Genomic DNA, 22,184 nt, shown 5'->3' on the forward strand with positions numbered 1-22,184 from the left:
TAATATTTATATTTTACTTAAAGCATTATCTAAATCGTTAATGATGTCATCGGCTTCTTCAATACCAACCGATAAACGTACGAGACCTTCGGTAATGCCAGCTTCAAGTTGTTTTTCTTTACTAACTTTGGAATGAGTCATAGAAGCAGGATGCTGAATCAAGGTTTCAATGCCTCCGAGAGATACGGCCAATAAGCAAAGTTTAACATTATTCATCAAGATTTTTCCTGCAACCGCTCCGCCTTTTAATTCGAAAGCCATCATTGAACCGCTGCCGCGCATTTGTTTTTTTGCAAGTTCATATTGCGGAAATGATTTTAGTCCGGGATATTTTACCCATTTTACTTTCGGATGTTTTTCAAGGAATTCAGCAACTTTCTGAGCATTTTCCTGTGATTTATCAATTCTCAAAGCCAAAGTTTTCAGTCCTCTTCTAACCATAAAAGCCTGAGTAGGATCCATATTACAACCCATATTGTTCATAGCTGCTTTCAAACGATCAAACATTTCTTTATCTTTAGCTATAAGCATTCCCGCAACAATATCGGCATGACCGTTGATAGATTTTGTCATCGAATGTAAAACTATATCCGCACCAAAATCTATTGGTGTTTGCAAGTACGGACTACAAAAAGTATTATCCACACAAACAGTAATACCTTTTTCTTTTGCTATCTTACACAATGCTTCCAAATCGGTAATATCCATTGTAGGATTTGCCGGTGTTTCAGTATAAATAAGTTTTGTATTCGGACGAATATTTTTAATAACATTATTGATATCCGACATATCGATATAAGTAAACTCTACTCCGAATTTACTATAGAAATTTTCTATTACGCTGCGCGCTGCTCCGTAAATAGCATTATGGCTCAATATATGCGCTCCTTTTTCAAGTAAAGCCAAATAAACCACATTAACGGCTCCCATTCCGGAAGATGTTGCAATTCCGCCGTAACCGTTTTCAAGTGTTGCTAAAGTTCTTTCCAAATCTTCAATTGTTGGATTTCCTAAACGAGTATATACGTACCCTTTCTCTTCTCCGGCAAAAAGTGCCGCACCATGATCGGCATCTTTAAATTTAAAAGTCGATGTTTGATAAATAGGCATTGTTGCACTGCCCATACATTCGTCATGTAATCCGCCATGAACCAATTCAGTATTAAAACCTTTTTTTTCTTTCATTACTATTATTTTATAAATTAATTTTAAAATTGATACCCCAGACATACCCAAAGCTTAGGTGTGAATTTGTTGGAGTATTTATCATAAATTGAATGTGAAATCACTACTTCCAAAGGTCCGATATAACTATCGAAACTATATCCTATGCCCACTCCTGCCTTATATTTATATAAAGTCGGATCAATAATGCTTTTCGAAAAAACCCCAAAACTTGATTTAAAAAGCAAATGATGATTTTTAAAAATATGCCATCTGAGATTGGCGTTAAAAACTATGGCTTGATTTTCTCTAATTTCACTACTGCCGTAGCCTGCAAATCTTATATTATTTAAAAAAGCATAAGAATTCATTCCTCCGATAAAAATCTGTCGAGATTTCGACAAAGTATCCGCATAATTCAGTCCGAGAGCTACTTCAGGATAAAGAAAAACTTTTTCGCCAAGAGGAACAGTTATTGAGTAACTCCCGAAAATCCCTATATTCCAAGGAATTAAAGTCGTACTATAAGGATAATCAAAAAATAATTGAACATTAAAATAATCTCCATTTGTAGGATAGCTCACATTATTAACCCTGTCTTTTGTAATTTCAAGGTAAGCACCGGCAATCATTTCATTTGCACGCGGCAACTCTCCTATAACTATTTCATTATTCCAAGCAAATCTATTATGTAATCCAATCTTAACCAAGTAATGTTCCTTAAAGTAATGTTGATAGAATAAATAATAGTTATTTACCGTAAGTTGGCTTTCCGAAATACGCGATCTGTCATTATTATAACCGAATATTTGGAATGTAGAAAGATTAATATTTGCACCTAATGCGGAATATGCTTCATAATCTTTACTGAAAAGACTTTTGTTCGGAATGTAAACATACTCCAGAACAAGTGATGGATATCTGCTTATTTGTGTTTTTACAACAAACTTTGTTGATTTAAGAAGCAAGTTACGTACAGACATTTTTAATCTGAGACTTGCTTTAAAGTCGGAATCATAACCCGCGCCGATCTGTAAAAATATAGGTTTCTTTTCTTTTACTTTTATATCCAATAAAAATGTTGTGTCTTCCGGCAATAGTTTATAATAAACATACTCATAGTTTAAAGTTCCAATCGTTCTTTTTATTCCATCATTAATTGTTTCCATTGAAACCGGCCGGTCTGCAGGTAACATCAAGTTTTGTTTAAAATAACTCATGCTGGTATTTTCTATGCCGCTAACATTAATGGAAGAAATTTTCTTTTGCGGGTTTGCTAATGAAGCGGCAAAATCGGGATTAATTCTTTCCGGCTGATTATAAGTTGCCAGATATGCCGCTAATGAATCTATTTGTTGTGAAGAGGCAAGCGCCGCATTTTTTCCAATTTGAATAATGGTTTCCACATTAGTAAAAGATGTTGAGGAAAATCCTTCCAAATCAGGCTCTATCAGCACATTACAATACTTCTTCGATTCAATATTTCTTTTGACGTTATTAATCCATAGTAATTGAGAAGCAACATGAACTACAGATTGTAATTTATCCGTACTAAATGCTTCAAAACCTACATTAACACCTATAATGATATCAACGCCTTTATCCTTCAATTCTTTGGTTGGGAAATTATTATAGAACCCTCCGTCGATCAATAGCATTTCATCAATTCTAACGGGAGCAAAAACAGTAGGAACAGCTATTGAAGCTCTGATAGCTTCAGGGAGATAACCGCTATCAAGAATTACATCCTTACCGGCAATAATATCCGAAGCAACACAGAAATAAGGAATTTTCAAATCATTAAAATCACTCATATTCAGCACCGGAGCCAAATATTCATTAAGTAACATCATTAAATTTTGTCCCTTAATCAATCCGCCCGGTAAGTCCGGTTTCATTCGACGGGCAAAAGAAAGTCCCAGCAAATATTTATCATTATCTTCCCTGCTATCGTAAGTAATATAATCGCGGGGAGCCTTGTCGTTCATCAAAATTTTCCAATCGGCATGTTCCAAAATATGTTTGATACTATCCGGAGAATAACCCGCGGCATATAACCCACCGACCAAACTACCCATAGAAGTACCGCAAATGTAATCTATCGGAATTCCTTTTTCTACTAAAACCTGTAATACACCAACATGTGCGAAACCTTTAGCACCTCCGCCGGAAAGAACAACACCAACGGTCGGGCGTTCTTTTTTTTGCGCATGTAAATTCATTATAGAAAAACAAAATATACATACTATGATTATCAGTGTTATTACAATTCTTTTGTACATAAAAATAACAAAGTACAAATTTATTTAATTCATTCGGAAATAAAAGAAAAAATTTAAAAAAAATAGTTAATTAAGATGATTACATAAAAGTATAAAATGTTAATGGCAATTTTAAAATTTTGAAAGATACGAGAACTGCCGTTATTTCGAACAAAATGAGACATTTTATATCCGAAACTCAAAACAGAAACCAAATTAATAATTGTTAATTATCAGTTCTTAACCGTAAAAAGTTTATTTTTGCAAAAAAATCAACAATGTACTCCAAAGAGCAAGTCAAAGAGTTTAGTCGTGAGTTTTGGGATGAATTTAAAAAATATTCTAAAAAGCGGAAGAAAAACAAATGGATAATGCAAGATACGGGAATTAATAAAGTTGCTCTGAAGTTTGATATTGATAATGAAAAAGCACGCGTAGGATTTGATATTCATGCCAACGATCTTGAGAAGAGAATTTATTATTACGAGAAATTTGAAAGTATGAAGTCTATTCTGGAAACGTCTCTCGGTTCCGAAATGATTTGGGAGCTAGAATATCCTGTTACCGATAAGAAACAAATGGCAAAAATTTATATCGAAAAGAAAAATGTAAGTATCTATAAAAAAGAAACATGGAATGATATCTTCGAATTCTTTTTCAAAAATATGAAAATATTAGAGCGTTTGTTTAATGAGTATTACGATTTTATTAAATATGATCCTGATTACGGGACTAATTGATATTATTATCCCGATAAATATATCTTTATCTTTGAATTATTGAATCTTTAAATTTAGTTATATGAAGAAATTATTTTTATTAACAATGACAATCTTAATTATTACATCTTGTAAAACTAAAACACAGGATGAGAATCCATTAATGAAACCTTTTGATACGCCGTTTCAAACTCCACCTTACGATTTAATTAAAGCCGAATATTTTATTCCGGCTTTTGAAGCTGCAATTGAAGCGCATAATATGGAAATTGAGAAAATTGTCAATAGTAAGGAAACTCCCAATTTTGAAAATACCATTTTGGCTTATGATAAATCGGGTGAATTCCTCTCGAGAGTTATGTCGACCTTTTCTCATATAAACGGAAATAATACTAATGATGAATTGCAAAAAATTGATGAATATATGACTCCGATTCGTTCAAAGCACAGCGATGAAATTGCTCTGAATGATGTCTTGTTCAAAAGAATTAAACATGTTTATGATAATCGTTTCGAACAAAACTTAGATAAAAGTCAAATTCGCGTCACGGAAAAATATTATCAAGATTTTGAAAGAAGAGGCGCTAATCTCAATACAGAAGAAAAACAGCAACTGAAAGAGATTAACTCTCAATTATCAAGTTTATATCTTCAATTCAATAAAAATTTATTGACTGAAAACAATAAAACAAAGATTTTTGTACCGAATGAAAGAATACTTGTCGGACTTCCTGATTACGCAGTTGAAGCGGCGGCAATAGCTGCCAAAAACGACGGGCATGAAGGCGAATTTATGTTTACAACTAAAAATCCGTCTATGTTACCCGTTTTGCAATATGCGGAAAATAGAGATTTGAGAAAGAAAATATATAAGGCTTATTATATGCGTTGCAATAATAATGATGAAAACGATAACAAGGAAATTATAGATAAAATTACAAATTTACGTTTACGAAAAGCTAATTTGTTAGGTTACGAAACTTTTGCACACTATCAAATTGCCGTAAATATGGCTGAAAACCCGGAAACGGTTTATGAATTCATAATGGATATTTGGAGCCATTGTCTCGGAAAAGCAAAGGAAGAATTAACTGAAATGCAATTACTTGCAAATAATGACAATGTTAAGATTGAGGCTTGGGATTGGTGGTATTATGCTGAAAAGGTTCGTAAGGCAAAATATGATCTTGATCAAAATGAGATTAAACCATATTTCAGTGTTAAAAATGTTCGTGACGGAATGTTTTACCTCAGCAATAAACTTTACGGCATTACTTTCCGTAAACTTGATAATGTACAAACATATCTTCCTGATGTTGAAGTTTTCGAGGCTCTTGAAGCTAATGGCAATCATATCGGGATTTTATACCTTGATTATTTTCCGAGAACCGGAAAAAGACAGGGTGCTTGGTGTTCAATTATGAGAAGCGGCGGCTTCGATTCAAAGGGTAACAGAACTTATCCTTTAGTTACTATCTCTTGTAATTTTACTCCTCCGGGAGAAGATACTCCGGCTCTTTTAACCTTCGATGAAACAGAAACTTTATTCCATGAATTCGGTCACGCTTTACATCGTTTGTTTCAATTCGGAAAATACTCACGCACTACAGGTAGTATGCCTAGAGATATGGTTGAATTACCATCACAAATTATGGAAAATTGGTGCAGCGAACCGGAAATGCTGAAAGTTTACGCTCGTCACTATCAAACTAATGAAATAATTCCGGATGAACTTATCGCAAAACTCAATAATAGCGGTAATTTTAATGCCGGTTTTGCAATTACCGAACGTCTTGCCGCAACAATTCTTGATCTTGATTATCAAAGTATAAGAAAAGAACAAGCTATTGATATTTTAAAATTCGAAAGAGAATCAATGACAAGAATCGGTCTTTTACATGAAATATTACCTCGTTACCGTTCGACATATTTCAGGCATATTTTTGCAAGCGACGGATACTCTGCCGGTTATTATGTTTACACTTGGGCCGAAATTCTTGACAAGGATGCGTATAATGCTTATGTTGAGTCCGGGGATCTTTACAATCAGGATTTAGCAAGTAAATTCAGAAAATATATTCTTACCGAAATAGGTGAAGACGAACCGTTAACTCAGTATATACGTTTCAGAGGAGCTCCTCCATCAAACGAACCGTTTATGAAATCGAAAGGATATTTTAATTGATATAAAAATAATATAATCAAAAAATTAATGAAAATCTGAATTTGTGAAATGCGTCTCAATTTAGAGAAAACAGAGGAAAACTAAGTATATCACAATCATTGACCTTTTTCTCTAAATCTATATAACGACACAAAATTCAAAAATCAAAACTTTAAACCTGAATAAAAAATATGAAACATATAACAATTAAATGCGAGAATAATAATGTGACGAAGGATTATATTGTAGGTGCTGAATTACAATATATTGCCGAAGATTTGGGTATTCATATTAAAGGCGGAATTTTTGGTGCTTACGTAAATAATAAGCAACGCGAAATGAATTATTCAATTATTAAACCGGCGAATATCAGGTTTTTCGGAATGGAAACTATTGACGGGCAACGAACTTACTCTCGAACACTTTTTTTCGTTCTATACAAAGCCGTTTACGATCTTTATGGAAAATATAAAGTTACTTTAGAAAATTCTGTTTATTCGGGTTATTATTATACAATAAAAAATGGACGCAATCCTTTAATGCCCGACGATATTAAAGCTATAAAAAATCGAATGAAAGAAATAATTCTTAAAAATCATCCGATTATCAGAAAAGAATTACCTACTCAACAAGCAATAAAATTATTTGAACGACAAGGATTGCATCCTAAAACAAAACTTCTAAAAACGCGCGGACATCTTTATACGTCTGTGTATTATCTTGATAATGTTGTAGATTATTATTTCGGATATCTTGCTCCATCAACCGGTTATTTAAATTTATTTGATTTGACGCCATACAAAAGAGGCGTAATTTTATCTATTCCGGATCCGGCAACTAATTTTACGACCGTCAAACAGTTCGTTAACCAAGATAAAATGTTAAGTAATTTTGCAGCCTGCAATCGCTGGCAAGAAATGCTTAAGATTGAAAATATCGGAGATCTTAATGAAAAAGTTAATGCAGGAGAAATCAGCGATCTTATTAAAATTGCCGAAGCAGGGCAAGAAGTAAAAATTCACGAAGCTGCACAAAAAATAAAAAAACAGAATAAAAGGTTGAGAATCATTTTGATTGCAGGACCTTCTTCTTCCGGAAAAACAACTTCGGCACAAAGACTTGGAATACATCTTAATTTGTTCGGTATTAAAAGTGTAAAAATCTCTCTCGACGATTATTTCGTTGACAGAGAATTAACTCCTCGCGATAAGCATGGAGATTATGATTTTGAGGCTCTTGAAGCTCTTGACATCAAGTTTTTTAATGAACAATTGCTTGATTTGCTTGCAGGAAAAGAGATTGAAATTCCCAAATTCGATTTCATTACCGGAAAACGTGTTTTCGATGGTACCAAACTGAAAATAGGCAAACGCGATATGATTATTATCGAAGGTATTCACGGATTAAACCCGATGTTAACTCCTTACATAGATAACAAGTATATTTTTAAAATGTATGTTTCGGCATTGACAACTATTTCCATTGATGGGCATAATATTATCCCGACAACGGATAATCGTTTGATTAGAAGGATTGTTCGCGATAATCTTTTCCGCGGATACTCCGCAACCGATACTATCAGACGTTGGGAAAAGGTTAGAGATGGAGAGGATAAATATATTTTCCCTTATCAGGAAAATGCAGATTATATGTTTAATTCGGCTTTGATTTATGAATTGGGAGTTTTCAAACCTTACATCATGCCGGTTCTGGCCAAGGTTTATGAAAATACACCCGAATATTCAGAAGCCCAGAGATTAATAAAATTTATCAGTTATTTCGAAAGTATAGATTCCAAGGAAATTCCACCTACATCTTTGATGAAGGAATTTCTTGGCGGAAGTAGTTTTAAATATTAATGTAAAAGACAGAATATTAATTTTTCACTTTTAATTATTTATAAAATATGACTAGCAGAACTAAAAAGATTTTATGGATTTTCATTGCCGTTGTGGTACTGGGATTAGGAATTTTCATTTATGTTAAATTCTATTTTGTATTTGCCGTGGGAGTAAAATCGGGACAACTAAATTATGTTACACAGAAAGGTTATATCTTTAAGACCTATGAAGGTAAATTGATACAATCAGGATTTCGGTCTAAAACACCAGGAGCATTAAGTTCCAATGAATTTGAATTTTCAATAACCAATAATGAAGTAGCTCAAAAGCTAATGCTTTCGGGCGGTCATGAAGTTGACCTTCATTATAAAGAATACCTTGGAGCCTTACCGTGGCGGGGGTACAGCAAATATGTTGTTGACAGCATTATCAGCATAAAAGAACCTGTACCGATCAATGAAAATTCACTACCATACGAAGAGTAATACGGATAAGAAATTAAGGATTAAGAAAATATTGACCGTTATTTCGAATGAAATTAGAAATTCTCAAATAACAACGGGTATTGTTTAGATTTCTAATTTCATTCTGTATGATGTTTATAATCTTTATGCTATAAACTATATTTACTTTTGTAAGGTGAATTTTATTTGCATTCCGAATCTAACTTTTACTTTTTGGCCTCTTTGTTCGCCGGGTTTCCATTTAGGCATATTTTCAACGACTCTCACCGCTTCTTCGTCACAACCGCCGCCTATTCCGCGTAAAACCTCAACATTACTAATTGATCCGTCAGGCATTACAACAAAAGTTACATAAACAATCCCTTGTATTCCGGACTCCTTAGCCATCTTCGGATATTTGACATTATCTCGTAAATACGTTAATCTACCGACATCGCCACCAGGAAATTCAGGGTCGGATTCTACAACAGTATATTCAATATCATCATCAATAGTTTCACCACCAATATCCGGTATAAAAAAATCAAAGTCAGGTTCAAGATCAAAATGTTCAGCAATGATAATTACATCTTCATCAACATAATCATTGTTTTTTACAATATTTAACAAAGTGCCGGAAATAGGAGCCAGTTTCGGAGGCGGCGGTTTAACTTCATGTTTGCTTTGAATAGCAACTTCAATAAAGTCCTCAGTATAATCTCTGATTGTTTTTTCAACTTTATTAATGTCATATTTTTTCCATTCAAACGCAAACAAACAGGTTACCAAAGCAACAATTAATCCTATTTCAAGGAAATAGACTTTTTTACTGTCAATATCAGATTTTTTGTTTTTTCTCTTATTCATGACAACCTCCTGTTTTAAATGATTAATTTATTTTAAAACGACAAAATATGTGAAAATAGTATAATAATTATGATATAATTGAAAAGAAAATTAAAATGACATCTAATTTTTAATTCTCTAAATCCATCCTTTCAATTTATAGTATATCAATGCGAAATATTCTCTATAACAAGTAATTTCAAGTTTCAGATAGTTCCAAAAAGTATATCTAATATTTGTATTATTAACTTTAGGAATATATCTGCTTCCAAGCAAATCCTGATCTTCCAAAGAGAGATTGAAATTTATTACGGCAGCAAAAGCGGCTTCTCCCCTAACGTTTGTAAAATCCAATTTGTTGAAACATTTTACAGTTCGGGTAAGATGTTCGGGAGATGTAATTATCAGCAAATTATCACTTGTAAGTTGCGAATATTCATTTTTTAGACTTAATATTTGAGCACGTGTATTTGTTCCTTCGGTAAAAAATAAAATACTGTCTGCATTTATTCCTTTCATAATTAATTCCTCCGCCATTCTCGTTTGGCTTATCGAATCTTCCGGATGGAGAATAATAACAGGAACCCTATAATAATTCGCATATTCCGCGGTATAATACAATCGCATCAAATTATCTTCCGAAGGCATACTACCACCGCCAAGCATTACAATATATTCCGGAACAAAAATTTCTTCAGATTTATTCGGGTCCGTACCGAGGGCGTAATGCATGTAGAACGGTGCCGGAGTTAATCCGAGTATTAAAAAAATAAGAAATAAAACTCCAAAAACAGAACTTATTATCATGCACGTTTTTAAAATCTTTCTTCCGAACTTCCTCATCATGAAAATTTTATTTCTGTTCCGCAACCTTACTAAGATTATCGCCTTCCAAGCGATAGACTGTCCATTCATTCATCGGCTTCGCGCCCATAGATAAATAAAAATCAATGCTTGGTTTATTCCAATCCAGACAAATCCATTCGTAACGAGGGCAATTTCTTTCCTTTGCTATTTTTGCAAGTTCCACAAGTAAAGCTTTTCCAAAACCTTTTCCGCGGTATTCCGGCCATACAAAAAGATCTTCTAAATACAATCCTGCTTTACCTGTAAAAGTAGAGAAATTATGAAAAAACAGAGCAAACCCGACAGGAATATTGTTCCATTCGGCAATTATAACTTCTGCTTGTTTCTTTTGAAATAGAGATTCTTTTAATATTTCTTCTGTTGCAACAACTTCATTAAGCAACTTTTCATATTCGGCAATGCCTTTTATAAACTTTAGAATTAATGCAGTATCATTAATAGTTGCAAATCTTATCTTTAAATCTTGTTCTATCATAAAAACCTAACTGCTGACCATATATGCGCGTGCATTGGCAAAATTCTTATTTTTCAAATCTTTTTCATCAATAAGAAAATAAAGAATACCAACGTCCATAAAATTAAGGGCGAAATCATTACCTTCATCCGAATCAAGCTGAAAAAGCAATTCCCAACCTTTTACAGGTTTTTCAAAATTCTCGTAAAGCATATGATAAGGTTTTCCGAGCAATTTATGACCTTCTTCTCCGGGTTGGTCGAATGAACTAAAAGACAATTCTCTCTCATCAATAAAGAAATCAACATCCTCTTTATTAATCATTAGAGGAATTAAATCCTTTTCTGACCCATCGAAATAAAAGACTTTAGCAGATTTTTCCGGCCATAATCCTGTTCCGCCGCCGGGCTGACAATCATAATAGCCCAAATAATAATCAATATCCGCAAAGAAATACAAGAATCCGGTTTTCGGCAGCCTGTTGTCGGTATCATAAGGAGCAACATCCCTACAATTAATTTGGCAAATAAAATTTAACGGGAATACATTTCCGCTGTCATTTCCAATCGGATGATCAATGTGTTCTGGTAAATCCGGAGGTCCCCACATTTTACTTCTTCCTATTGCAATAGGATTTTCAGGTTTGTTTGAAGTAATGAGTATCTCATTCATAATTAAACATTTGTTTTGGTTTAGTACATGTGATTTAATAATAAATAATCGTTATATAAATACATCGCACCACAAAAATGTTTCTCAAATTTGTGGCAAATGTAGTGAAAATAATTATACTTTTATTTATAAAGATCATATAAATAATTTTACATCTTAAAATAAACTTTAAATATTCAGATATTAATAGTTAAATTTGCCATATATTTCCATTGCAAATATATAAACTTTTTATTAATTTATTTGAATATCTTCAATAATATTTGTTACAAAAAAAAATGAAGAATAAAATCATCGTCTATCAGTTGTTGCCACGGTTATTCAGCAACATTAACGACACCAATAAACCTTGGGGTGGTATTGAAGAAAACGGCTGCGGAAAACTTAATGAATTTAAAGATACTGCAATTGAGTCATTGAAAAAACTAGGAATTAATTGTATTTGGTTAACAGGTATTATAAGACATGCAACTACAACTGATTATTCGCAATATAAAATTACGAAAGACAATCCGTTAATTGTAAAAGGCAGAGCCGGCTCACCGTATGCAATCACGGATTATTTTGATATTGATCCCGACTTGGCAATTAATGTTGATAACAGGATGAATGAATTTGTTGAACTCGTTGAAAGAATCCATAAGCATGATATTAAAGTTATAATTGATTTTGTACCTAATCATGTTGCACGCAATTATAATACTTCCCCAAATTACGGCAAGAATTATATCTCCAAAACAAGACATCTTCTCGGTGCCAATGAAGATAATTCAAAAATATTTGAAATAAATAATAATTTTTATTATTTACCGGGCGAAGTTTTTGAAGTTCCACAGGAAGCTTATGATAAACTCACAAATTTTATGTCTCGCGACGAAATTTCTGAATATTCCGAATTTCCGGCTAAAGCTACGGGAAACGATTGTTTCTCGGCAAAACCTTCAATTAACGATTGGTATGAAACCGTTAAACTTAATTACGGAATAGATTATAGGTATAATAGTGAATTTTTTGATCCGATTCCTAATACTTGGCTGTGTATGAATGATATTTTAAATTTCTGGGCAGAGAAAGGTGTTGACGGATTTAGATGTGATATGGCCGAAATGGTTCCGTATCAGTATTGGAAATGGCAGATACATCAAATCAAATCGAAATATCCTGAAATGATTTTTATTGCGGAAATTTATAAACGGAATTTATATGATTTATTCTTGAATGAAGCAAAGTTCGATTTCCTTTATGATAAGGTGGATATGTATGATGGTTTGAAGGATATAATTACAGGAAAAAGTAAAGTCAATAAAATTACCGAAAGTTGGCAAAGAACAAATGATTTTAATAATAAAATGCTTCGTTTCATGGAAAATCATGATGAGCAACGCATTGCTTCAAATTTCTTTTCCGGCGATCCTTTTAAAGCTTTGCCTGCTTGCATTGTTTCGGCATTTTTACATAACGGACCTTTCATGATTTACAATTGTCAAGAGCTGGGAGAAAAAGCCAAAGATATTTCCGGATTCAGCGGTGATGACGGCAGAACAACAATTTTCGATTATTGGTCGATGGATTGTCAGCGAAGATGGAATAATGAAGGCAGGTTTGATGAAGAAAAGCTTACAGAAAAGGAAATATCTCTTCGGAATAAATATTCGATGATTCTTAATGAAGCGGTTTCGGAAATTGTTATTTCGCAAGGAAAATTATATGACCTTATGTGGGTCAATCAACATCTTATCGATTTAAACTGTTACGCATTTATTAAAACTTATGAAAACCGGCATGTAATTTATGTGGTTAATTTTAACGAAAGTTCTATAGAAATTGAACTTATATTAAATTCACATGTGTTTGATTTTCTCGGCTTACAAATTGAAGAAAAGATTCTTAATATCAAAATTCCCGGATATTGGTACCAGAAATCAGAAATTAAATAAGGTGTTTTGAGATTCTGATTTAGAATTCTGAGTTTTAAACTCTTTCATACTTTTTCCTATCTTTGCATAATCAAAATTAATTTCTATGGAAAATTTTAAAATAGGGAAAGAATTTTCATCAAAAGTAATTGTAAATAAAGATAATGTCGCATCATCGCCTTATATGGGTTCGGGAGATATTGATGTGTTTGCCACTCCTGCAATGGTTGCCCTTATGGAGAATGCCGCAATGTTATGTGTTGCGGATGATTTACCCGACGGTTACTCAACTGTCGGAATTAATATCAATACTACTCACGAAAAAGCCACTCCTATCGGCAATATTGTAACAGCAACAGCAATACTTACGGAAATTAACGGCAGAAAAATATCTTTCAAAATTATCGCATTCGACAGCAACGGAAAAATAGGAGAAGGTTCGCATCAAAGATTTATAATCGACAAGAAAAAATTTATTGCAAAACTGACGGTTTAGTAATTACTGTCTTGATGTTATTCAAAATGGCAATAGCCAGAAATTATCCATAATTTTACGGATTAGATTTTCTAACTCCTTTGCTCCATTGAACAAGTCCGTTTATAGAATTCAACAAATAAACAATCCACATTGTACTTATCACAAGAGCATTAGGTTCACCTCTGAAATATGCCATAAGCCACATTGTTATTGTTGCAACATTTACAACAATCCACAAATACCACTGTTCAGAATATGTATTTACCATCAATAACATTGCTATTACGGAAAGAACTGTAGTTAACGAGTCAAGGTATGGTGCGGGGTCATTAAAATATGCCAATATTTGCGCTCCGATAAGCACCAGTACTAATGATGCTATAAACATTATAACTCTATGCTCGTCGCTAAGTCGCCGCGATTTTACTTCGGTTTTACTTCCTTCCTTCAATCTTTTTCTCCACAAAGCAAAACCGATAAATTGCATGGGAACATAATACAAAGCATTCAAGGCAACTTCGCCCCAATAACCTACGCCCCAAGAAAGGTATGCATACAAACTTACCTGTATTAATCCGAAAACATAATTGGAAATATGTTTTTTAGCAACTAAAACTACGCATAAGACTCCGGATACTGCAGCAATAATAGATAATAACTTAACTTCACCGGTGATAATTGCAACAATGACATTTAATGTGATAATACTTATAAGCAAAAACCATTCGTAAGGAGTGAAGAATTTGATTGCTTTCATAAAAATATTTTTTTCTTTAGTCATACTATTTTGTCTAATTCTAAAGTTTATTATCTTTTATGCTTTTCGGTAATGACTTGTAAACCAAATCATAAGAATGATCTATTAGTTCTTTTATCAGATCATTGGAAAGACTTCCCGACAAGGAAACCGAATTCCAATGTTTTTTATTCATATGGTATCCGGGAGTTATTTCATGATAACGCTCGCGCAACTCCATTGCCCAATCAGGATCACACTTTAAATTAAATAAAGGTTTCTCCAATGCAAGCATTGCAAATATTTTATTTCCTACTCTAAAAACAAGAGTATCATCATCAAAAGGCATTGCTTCGTCTGTTAATGGTTTCGAAAGACAATACTCTCTAATTTCTTCGATATTCATGATGCAAAGATAATCTTTTTGATGTGATAATTTAATAATATGGCAACTTGATAACCGGTATATTTACAGCCTGTTATTATTTTAAAAGTATAAAAATAACGAAATATTTTCGGGTTTTCCGTATTTTAATAAACAGTACCTCATCCAAAGTTTTTAAAAACTTAAATAAATCCGCAGAATCTAAATTCATCCGTTCAATCCGCCTTGTAAAAACAAGTTTCTGAAACTATATAATTATCTATCGGAATTTAAGATTCAAGCCCAAGTTATTTTTCAGTTTTAGATCAAAACAATATTTACGGCATTCATACCCTTAGTGCCTTTTTCTAACGTGAAAGTAACAACATTTCCTTCAAGAATATTTTCCGGTGCATTACTAACATGAAAGAAATATTTTTCCGTGCTTGCTAAGTCTTTGATAAATCCATATCCTTTCGATTCATTGAAGTGTTCTACACGGCCTTTTAAAACAAGTGTTTCTTCTTTTTCTTTTTTCGGAACAGAAATAATAATATCTTCCTGTTCAATAACTTCCTTGTTTTGCATATCGGGTGGAACTGATGTAATATTTCCGTGTTCATCAACATAAGCAATCATATCATCAAAACCCGACTTTCCCGTTGATTTTCTTTCTTCTTTCCTTTTCTGTTTATCTAATTTCTTCTGCTGTTTTTTCTTTTCGTTTTCTCTTTTATTAAATGATATTGCCATATATATGATTTTAAGTTAATTATGAATATTATTCTTACGCTATTGTCATTGCGGAATTTATTTCTATTCCAATAAGTTTTTGTATGCCGTTAACCAATTTTCTTTCCTCTTGTGAGCAAAAAGATAATGCTCGGCCCGAATGCCCTGCTCTTCCGGTACGTCCTATTCGATGCACGTATGTTTCGGGCACTTCCGGCAAGTCGAAATTAATTACTAAAGGTAATTCATTGATGTCAATCCCGCGTGACGCTATGTCTGTTGCCACAATTACTCGTGTTTTTCCCGACTTGAAATTGGATAATGCTGTTTGACGGGAAGTTTGACTTTTGTTTCCATGTAGAGCCTCGCTCTCTATGCCTGCTTTTATAAGTTTTCGTACAATATTGTTGGCATTATGCTTTGTGCGTGAAAAAACTAATACTGATTGATTCTTTTCTTCTTTGAGAATAGAAATCAATAGATTATTTTTGTCTTTTTTCTCTACATAATATATTAATTGTTTGATTTTCTCCGTGGTAGTTTCTTGTGTTGAAATATTAACTCTCACAGGATTTTTTAATATCTTACCTGTTAATGAAATAATTGATGAAGGCATCGTAGCTGAGAACAATAAAGTTTGTCTGTTTTCAGGAACTTTTAATATAATGCGTTTAATATCATTAATGAAACCCATATCAAGCATTCGATCCGCTTCATCCAATACCAAATAACGTATATTATTTAATTTTACATAACCCTGATTCATTAAGTCAAGTAAGCGCCCCGGAGTTGCTATAAGTATATCAATACCTTTTTTCAACATTTTATTCTGAGGTTCCTGCCGTACTCCGCCGAATATCACTCCGTGTCTGACTCCGGTGTATTTTGCATAATCATTAATACAGTCGCTTATCTGCAAGGCAAGTTCTCTGGTTGGGGTTAGTATTAAGGCTTTAATTTTACGAGACTCTTTCTGAATCTTTTCCAGTTGCAATAATTGGATAATCGGTATTGCAAACGATGCGGTTTTTCCTGTTCCTGTTTGCGCACATCCAATGATATCTCTTCCTGAAAGCACTACTGGTATCGCTTTCTCTTGTATTTCAGTAGGTTTTTCATAACCCTGATCTTCAACCGCTTTTAATATTTGCGGAATTATATTTAACTCTTTAAATGTCATAATTCTTTATTAATTGCTTATTCGGTTACAATTCTGTAAAATCCATTTCAAAAACAGTTCTCTTTATATTAATAATTACAATATAAGATAATTCGAATATAAAAACCTACTTTTTATTGTTTCAATATGAAACAACAAAAAGTTTAAACTTTTAAATAATATTAAGAGAATAAATACTAAAGGAAGGAATTCGTTTGTAATATTTTTTTGAAAAAGACTATTAATGGAAATTAAATTTATGATTGAATGTACTGATAAAGCTGTTCCGACACTATTTTTTATAAAAAAGAGGTGTTCTAAAAACCATTCAGCATTTAGAACGCCTTTTTTATTAAATATTCAAAGTATTAATAACGTCTAGGATTGTTATTTCCTCTGTTATCTCTATTATTGTCGCGTCTTCCTCTGAAAGATGATTGTTCTTCTCTCGGACGAGCAACATTAACCGAAATGACTTTATTGTCATATGTAGCTCCATTGAGTTCATCAATAGCCTTTTTTCCTTCAGCCTCATTCGGCATTTCAACAAAACCAAATCCTCTTGATCTGCCTGTTTCTCTGTCTGTTATTACTTTTGCTGAAGAAATTTCTCCATACTCTGAAAATAGTTCGTTTAAGTCGTTATCATTAATAGCATAACTTAAACCTGAAATGTAAATGTTCATTAATTTTTTTTAAAATAAATACTAAGTTTGATTGAGGTGGAAAAATTAAAAGGAGAGACTACCATATTAAAAAATGAAGAGCTATACTATAAAAATTCGAACTCAATTTCAGCTGCAAAGATAATATAAATAATTGATAACGGATAATTTTTATTTTCGGTTTATTCAAATATAGAGAAATATCATTCTCCGATAATCTTAATCAATGCCCGTTTTCTTCTTTTTCCGTCGAACTCGAAATAGAAGATTTGCTCCCAAGGACCGAAATCCAGTCTGCCGCCGGTAATTGCAACAACTGTTTCTCTTCCCATTACCGTTCGTTTAAGATGAGCATCGGCATTATCTTCAAAACCGTTATGACGATATTGATTGTAAGGCTTTTCAGGAGCAAGCTTTTCCAACCAAACTTCATAATCATGATGCAAACCGCTTTCATCATCATTAATAAAAACACTGGCAGTAATATGCATCGCATTAATTAATACCAATCCTTCATTAATACCCGACTCATCAATTGTTTTCTGCACTTCGGCCGTAATGTTAACCAATCCTCTTCGAGCAGGAATATTAAAATAAAGTTCTTTGCGATACGATTTCATAATATATTAATTAAAGTTTAATTATTTTGATTTTTTTCTTCAATTTTCAGATCTCAAAACAGCTTTATCTGCCGCATTTTATTATCATTCCGAATTGCATCCTCAATTTCATTATGCCTATAAAGCAAATTATATTTTTTACATAAAGATTTAAGTTCATTCCAAAGATAATCACTATCAGGAGATGCGCACCAGTAACTCGAACCGTAAGTTTTTATGTATTTCTCCTTGATGCCCGGAAACTTTTCATCTAATCTATCATAAAAATATTTCCTTTGATTTTGCCTTAGTGAAACCGCAAGAGTAGGATAAGAGAATATCCATTTTGCTCCGGCACCGGCTGCCAACTCAACTATTTGCGAGATATTTTTTATGTTATCATTAATAAAAGGAAGAACAGGCATTAGCCCGATTCCGCAAGAAATATTTTCTTTCGATAAATACTCCAAAGCTTTTAATCTTTCCGATGTTGAACAAACATTTGGTTCTACCTTTTTACATATTTCATCATCGGCGGTTGTAACAGTAAAATTAACAACGGCCGGATTATGTTCTTGAATTGCATTTAGAATATCGGCATCACGGGTAACAAGATCGGATTTAGTAAGTATATTTATTCCGAAATTATATTTATTGATAAGATGCAATGCACTGCGGGTAAGTTCTTCTTTCTTTTCGAAAGGATTGTACGGATCACTCATGGCGCCCGTCATAATAATTCCTTTTCTTCTTTTCGACTTTAATTCATTTTCAATAATTACAAGTGCGTTTTCTTTAGCTTTCACAGTATCGAAATCGGGAATATTATAACACTCGCTTCTGCTGTCACAATATATGCAACCATGGCAACATCCTCTATAAATATTCATATTGAAATTAGCCCCGAACCAACCTTTCTCGGTGTATGACGAAACAATCTTTTTTGCAGGTACCGTTTGCATGTTGCAAAGATAAGATTAAATTGACAATTGCTAATAATTTGAAGATTTGAAATATCAATTATGAATATTCCGCAATCTCGCTTATACACAAGTTTCAATAGAGTAAAATTGTTTTCGGTATCTAAATTATATGCTTTCAAAATAAACGATTTTCAACTCTTAATTATCAATTAATAATCTATCTTTGCAGATTTTAAAATTCAAATATAATGAAAAAACAAGTATCTGTTTTTCAGTCGGATAAACCTTTTTCTAAAAATTGGTTGAAATCATACGCTCTTCTTGTTGCCGGAACTCTTATTTTAGCAATAGGATATGCATGTTTTATGACACCGTATAAAATAACTCCAGGAGGAATTTACGGTATTTCAATTGTTTTACATTATAAATTCGGATTTCCCGTAGGTATGGCGGCTTTGTGTTTTAACTTACCGCTAACCTTACTGGGAATGAAATTATTAGGTTCCCGTTTCGGAGTAAAGACAATTGTCGGATTTTGTTTAACGGCATTTTTTACCGATGGAGTAACATGGCTTTTCGGCGACGATCCGCTGCAATTGGGTAATGATGTCATTCTTGCCAGCGCATTCGGCGGAGTTGTTTTGGGAATAGGCATCGGATTAATCTTCAAAGCCAAAGCTTCGAGCGGAGGTACCGACGTAATTGCTTCCATATTATCAAAATACACAAAAATTCCTTTAGGACAACAACTCATGATTATAGATTCTTGTATTGTAATACTCGGTTTTCTCGCTTTTAATGATTGGAAAATACCCTTATATTCCTGGACTACCATTTTTATTATGGGAAGAGTTATTGATATGGTAATGAAGGGTTTCAGCGACGATAAAACTGTATATATTATTTCGGATAAATACGATGAAATAAGAAATCTCATCATAAATGATTTGAGCAAGGGCGGAACAGCAATTTATGCAAAAGGACTTTATACGGAGCAAGAGAAAAAGATTATTTTTACCGTGGTAAACCGTCGTTTCCTCCCCTACTTACAAGAAAGTGTTTTCAAAGTAGATCCTCAGGCTTTTGTAACAATCCTGGATGCCCACGAAATAATCGGAAACGGCTTTAAATCAATTGACAATAATAATTGAGAACGGCTTAAAAGTTTAAGATTGAGAATTATCATCTCAATCTTTTACCTTTCTTATCATTCCAATTCAGAAATTGAAATCCGTAAGTCCATTCAATATAATCAATAGAGCCGAAGTGTACTTTCATACATACACCGGCAGAGTGGTTTCTTTCTTTGCCGAATTGATATTTTACTCCTATTCTTTCGTAATACGGAAGAAAATAGTCGAAATTTTTGTAAGTATATAAAGCAAATGCAAAATGAACGACAAACCTGTTATATAAAATATCAAATGAAACAAATGCAGCCGTATTAAAACCTTTCCAGGCTTCACGCTCTTCTTCCGGGAGCATCATTGGGATTTCGAAACTATACATAAGATCTATTCCCGCTCCATAACGGCATTTCGGGTGAAACATTCTGGCATAACCTATTTGTAACGTACTTGCGAAATATGTATCCACAACACCGCCTTTTCTTGATTCTAAAAATCCGGGCCCAATATTTACGTAAAAAGAATTTTTCGGATAGAATATCTGCTTAATATCAAATTCTCTATTAATCTCCTTTCTTCCGTTTAAATGATATCTATATCCTACTTGTAAGGAAGCGCCGTTAGCACCTCTATTCGGTAATTTAACCGCACCGTTTGACGAATGCGATAAAACAATCGCACATGTTATATCCGAATTGGGTGACACTTTAAAATACGACCCGAGTTCAATGTGAATATGACAATTTAGCGCCGTACCTATGTAAATATTACCCGGATTTGTTATTTCATCGAAAACATTTGTCCAATATGATAATCCGAATCCCATTTTGTAAATAAGTCCGAATTTCTCTTGCTGTAAAAATCTTCCGTTAATATATCCGAATAAAGCGAATCGATGCTGATAAAGTTCAAAATCCGAAGTTCCGAATTTAAGAGTTACTCCGTAATCCGGACAATTGAAATACTTTTCCCAATCTTTTTCTCCGGTTGTTTGTTTTCCGAAACTTATCGCAACATTATAACCCGAGTAATGAATCAGATTTGATGCATCTTCTTCCGTGCCTATCAATCTTCCGTAGCTTATCGCCGGTTCAATATAAAAATCTTTGGATTTCCATTTGTCCTGAGCATCCAGATTATTGTTTAGAATACAAAAGACAAAAAGAAATATAGCGCATAATAATTTAAATCTATTCAATATCAATAAAATTTTAAGACGCAAAAATAGTCAAGAAATAACAATTAATAATCAATAATTAGTATTTTTTGGATAGTTAATATAATTCTCAATTGCTAATTATATATCTATTAGGATAAAAGAAAATATTTTTCTCAAAATCTTTTGCAAATAAAAAAAAGTATTATCTTTGCAGTCTTAAAAAAGAAAAGGATGGCGTCGTAGCTCAGTTGGTAGAGCAGAGGACTGAAAATCCTTGTGTCGTTGGTTCAATTCCAACCGATGCCACATAATTAAAAGAGAGTTACAAAAATGTAGCTCTCTTTTTTGTTTAGTTTATTGTTGATTTTACACGGTTTTAGACAGGTTGTGTAAACCAGGATGTAAACCATGAATGTAACAATTGATGTTATTTGCTACAAATCTAAAGTGCTGGCAAACAGCGAATCACCCTTGATGCTTAAATTACAAAAGACGGTAAACGCAAATATTCTAGCATCGGAATCTCTACTAATCCCATTTATTGGGATTTTCAGAAAAACAAACCTAAGCGGAATTGTCCTAACAAGAATCAGATTGAGCGTATTATTTCCGCAAAAATTGCAGATTGTCGGGAACAGGTTCTTGATTTAAAAGCCGAAAATAAAGAATTTACGGCGAAATCTCTTATTGATAAAATTAATAGTCCAATACAATCAAAAACAGTTGGAGACTTATTTCTTTCACAAATCAAATTACTTAAAATGCAAAAAAGAACAGGTTATTCTTTATCTCATTTAGAAGTATATAACTCACTAATGAAATTTAATGGGCATTTGGATATATACTTTTCTAATATTGATATTACTTGGCTTAAATCTTATGAAGAGCAATAGCA

The 22,184-nt window shown here is 33.0% G+C and carries 23 protein-coding genes and 1 tRNA gene; 10 read left to right on the plus strand and 14 right to left on the minus strand.

The window, feature by feature from the left end; all coding sequences use genetic code 11:
* Positions 1–6: 6 nt before the first annotated feature.
* Positions 7–1,185 (minus strand): aminotransferase class I/II-fold pyridoxal phosphate-dependent enzyme, encoded by a 1,179-nt coding sequence (locus LBP67_01010; GenBank protein ID MDR2083560.1) that lies wholly within the window; start codon positions 1,183–1,185, stop codon positions 7–9.
* 23 nt (positions 1,186–1,208) lie between these two features.
* Positions 1,209–3,386: a patatin-like phospholipase family protein gene (locus LBP67_01015; protein MDR2083561.1), complete on the minus strand. Its 2,178-nt coding sequence runs from the start codon at positions 3,384–3,386 to the stop codon at positions 1,209–1,211.
* 317 nt (positions 3,387–3,703) lie between these two features.
* Here LBP67_01015 and LBP67_01020 point away from each other — a divergent pair, with 317 nt between their 5' ends.
* The 4 genes from LBP67_01020 (at position 3,704) to LBP67_01035 (ending at position 8,634) form a co-directional block, all read left to right on the plus strand.
* Positions 3,704–4,165 (plus strand): DUF4268 domain-containing protein, encoded by a 462-nt coding sequence (locus tag LBP67_01020; GenBank protein ID MDR2083562.1) that lies wholly within the window; start codon positions 3,704–3,706, stop codon positions 4,163–4,165.
* A 61-nt stretch (positions 4,166–4,226) separates the two neighbouring features.
* The gene (locus LBP67_01025; GenBank protein MDR2083563.1) at positions 4,227–6,329 is read left to right on the plus strand and encodes a M3 family metallopeptidase; all 2,103 of its coding nucleotides are present in this window, start codon (positions 4,227–4,229) and stop codon (positions 6,327–6,329) included.
* 170 nt (positions 6,330–6,499) lie between these two features.
* Positions 6,500–8,167: a nucleoside kinase gene (locus LBP67_01030; protein ID MDR2083564.1), complete on the plus strand. Its 1,668-nt coding sequence runs from the start codon at positions 6,500–6,502 to the stop codon at positions 8,165–8,167.
* Positions 8,168–8,214: 47 nt separating this feature from the next.
* Positions 8,215–8,634 (plus strand): hypothetical protein, encoded by a 420-nt coding sequence (locus LBP67_01035; protein ID MDR2083565.1) that lies wholly within the window; start codon positions 8,215–8,217, stop codon positions 8,632–8,634.
* A 141-nt stretch (positions 8,635–8,775) separates the two neighbouring features.
* On the opposite strand, the gene LBP67_01040 is transcribed toward LBP67_01035, so the two are convergent.
* The 4 genes from LBP67_01040 to LBP67_01055 form a co-directional block, all read right to left on the minus strand.
* Positions 8,776–9,459 (minus strand): energy transducer TonB, encoded by a 684-nt coding sequence (locus LBP67_01040; GenBank protein MDR2083566.1) that lies wholly within the window; start codon positions 9,457–9,459, stop codon positions 8,776–8,778.
* Positions 9,460–9,576: 117 nt separating this feature from the next.
* Positions 9,577–10,245, minus strand: coding sequence for a YdcF family protein (locus LBP67_01045; GenBank protein ID MDR2083567.1), 669 nt, complete (start codon positions 10,243–10,245; stop codon positions 9,577–9,579).
* Positions 10,246–10,291: 46 nt separating this feature from the next.
* Complete coding sequence (locus LBP67_01050) at positions 10,292–10,780, minus strand: GNAT family N-acetyltransferase (protein ID MDR2083568.1); 489 nt, start codon at positions 10,778–10,780, stop codon at positions 10,292–10,294.
* 6 nt (positions 10,781–10,786) lie between these two features.
* Complete coding sequence (locus tag LBP67_01055) at positions 10,787–11,431, minus strand: DUF1963 domain-containing protein (GenBank protein ID MDR2083569.1); 645 nt, start codon at positions 11,429–11,431, stop codon at positions 10,787–10,789.
* Positions 11,432–11,709: 278 nt separating this feature from the next.
* On the opposite strand from LBP67_01055, the gene LBP67_01060 reads away from it, so the two are divergent.
* Together LBP67_01060 and LBP67_01065 are read left to right on the plus strand one after the other, a co-directional pair.
* Positions 11,710–13,368 (plus strand): alpha-amylase family protein, encoded by a 1,659-nt coding sequence (locus tag LBP67_01060; protein MDR2083570.1) that lies wholly within the window; start codon positions 11,710–11,712, stop codon positions 13,366–13,368.
* Between the two features lie 85 nt (positions 13,369–13,453).
* Complete coding sequence (locus LBP67_01065) at positions 13,454–13,843, plus strand: thioesterase family protein (protein ID MDR2083571.1); 390 nt, start codon at positions 13,454–13,456, stop codon at positions 13,841–13,843.
* A gap of 55 nt (positions 13,844–13,898) precedes the next feature.
* On the opposite strand, the gene pnuC is transcribed toward LBP67_01065, so the two are convergent.
* The 7 genes from pnuC to LBP67_01100 all read right to left on the minus strand — a co-directional run bounded on the left by pnuC (position 13,899) and on the right by LBP67_01100 (position 19,042).
* Positions 13,899–14,582 (minus strand): nicotinamide riboside transporter PnuC, encoded by a 684-nt coding sequence (pnuC, locus tag LBP67_01070; protein ID MDR2083572.1) that lies wholly within the window; start codon positions 14,580–14,582, stop codon positions 13,899–13,901.
* Between the two features lie 40 nt (positions 14,583–14,622).
* Positions 14,623–14,967, minus strand: a complete 345-nt coding sequence (locus LBP67_01075; GenBank protein MDR2083573.1) for an MmcQ/YjbR family DNA-binding protein — start codon at positions 14,965–14,967, stop codon at positions 14,623–14,625.
* Positions 14,968–15,246: 279 nt separating this feature from the next.
* Positions 15,247–15,678: a cold shock domain-containing protein gene (locus LBP67_01080; GenBank protein MDR2083574.1), complete on the minus strand. Its 432-nt coding sequence runs from the start codon at positions 15,676–15,678 to the stop codon at positions 15,247–15,249.
* Between the two features lie 34 nt (positions 15,679–15,712).
* Positions 15,713–16,837: a DEAD/DEAH box helicase gene (locus tag LBP67_01085; GenBank protein MDR2083575.1), complete on the minus strand. Its 1,125-nt coding sequence runs from the start codon at positions 16,835–16,837 to the stop codon at positions 15,713–15,715.
* Between the two features lie 347 nt (positions 16,838–17,184).
* A complete protein-coding gene (locus tag LBP67_01090) occupies positions 17,185–17,502 on the minus strand; it encodes an RNA-binding protein (protein MDR2083576.1) in 318 nt (105 codons plus the stop codon).
* Between the two features lie 182 nt (positions 17,503–17,684).
* Positions 17,685–18,101, minus strand: a complete 417-nt coding sequence (locus LBP67_01095; GenBank protein ID MDR2083577.1) for a secondary thiamine-phosphate synthase enzyme YjbQ — start codon at positions 18,099–18,101, stop codon at positions 17,685–17,687.
* Positions 18,102–18,154: 53 nt separating this feature from the next.
* Positions 18,155–19,042, minus strand: coding sequence for a radical SAM protein (locus LBP67_01100; protein ID MDR2083578.1), 888 nt, complete (start codon positions 19,040–19,042; stop codon positions 18,155–18,157).
* Positions 19,043–19,251: 209 nt separating this feature from the next.
* Between LBP67_01100 and LBP67_01105 the strand changes: the two genes are divergently transcribed.
* Positions 19,252–20,154, plus strand: coding sequence for a YitT family protein (locus LBP67_01105; GenBank protein MDR2083579.1), 903 nt, complete (start codon positions 19,252–19,254; stop codon positions 20,152–20,154).
* Positions 20,155–20,185: 31 nt separating this feature from the next.
* On the opposite strand, the gene LBP67_01110 is transcribed toward LBP67_01105, so the two are convergent.
* A complete protein-coding gene (locus LBP67_01110; GenBank protein ID MDR2083580.1) occupies positions 20,186–21,328 on the minus strand; it encodes an acyloxyacyl hydrolase in 1,143 nt (380 codons plus the stop codon).
* Positions 21,329–21,522: 194 nt separating this feature from the next.
* Here LBP67_01110 and LBP67_01115 point away from each other — a divergent pair.
* The 3 genes from LBP67_01115 to LBP67_01125 all read left to right on the plus strand — a co-directional run bounded on the left by LBP67_01115 (position 21,523) and on the right by LBP67_01125 (position 22,182).
* Positions 21,523–21,595, plus strand: a tRNA-Phe gene (locus LBP67_01115).
* 102 nt (positions 21,596–21,697) lie between these two features.
* Positions 21,698–21,940, plus strand: coding sequence for a hypothetical protein (locus LBP67_01120; GenBank protein ID MDR2083581.1), 243 nt, complete (start codon positions 21,698–21,700; stop codon positions 21,938–21,940).
* Complete coding sequence (locus LBP67_01125; protein ID MDR2083582.1) at positions 21,826–22,182, plus strand: phage integrase SAM-like domain-containing protein; 357 nt, start codon at positions 21,826–21,828, stop codon at positions 22,180–22,182. Before LBP67_01120 ends, LBP67_01125 begins: the two co-directional genes overlap by 115 nt.
* Positions 22,183–22,184: the final 2 nt, after the last annotated feature.

The sequence above is a fragment of the Bacteroidales bacterium genome, assembly GCA_031276035.1.
Lineage (GTDB): Bacteria > Bacteroidota > Bacteroidia > Bacteroidales > BM520 > RGIG7150.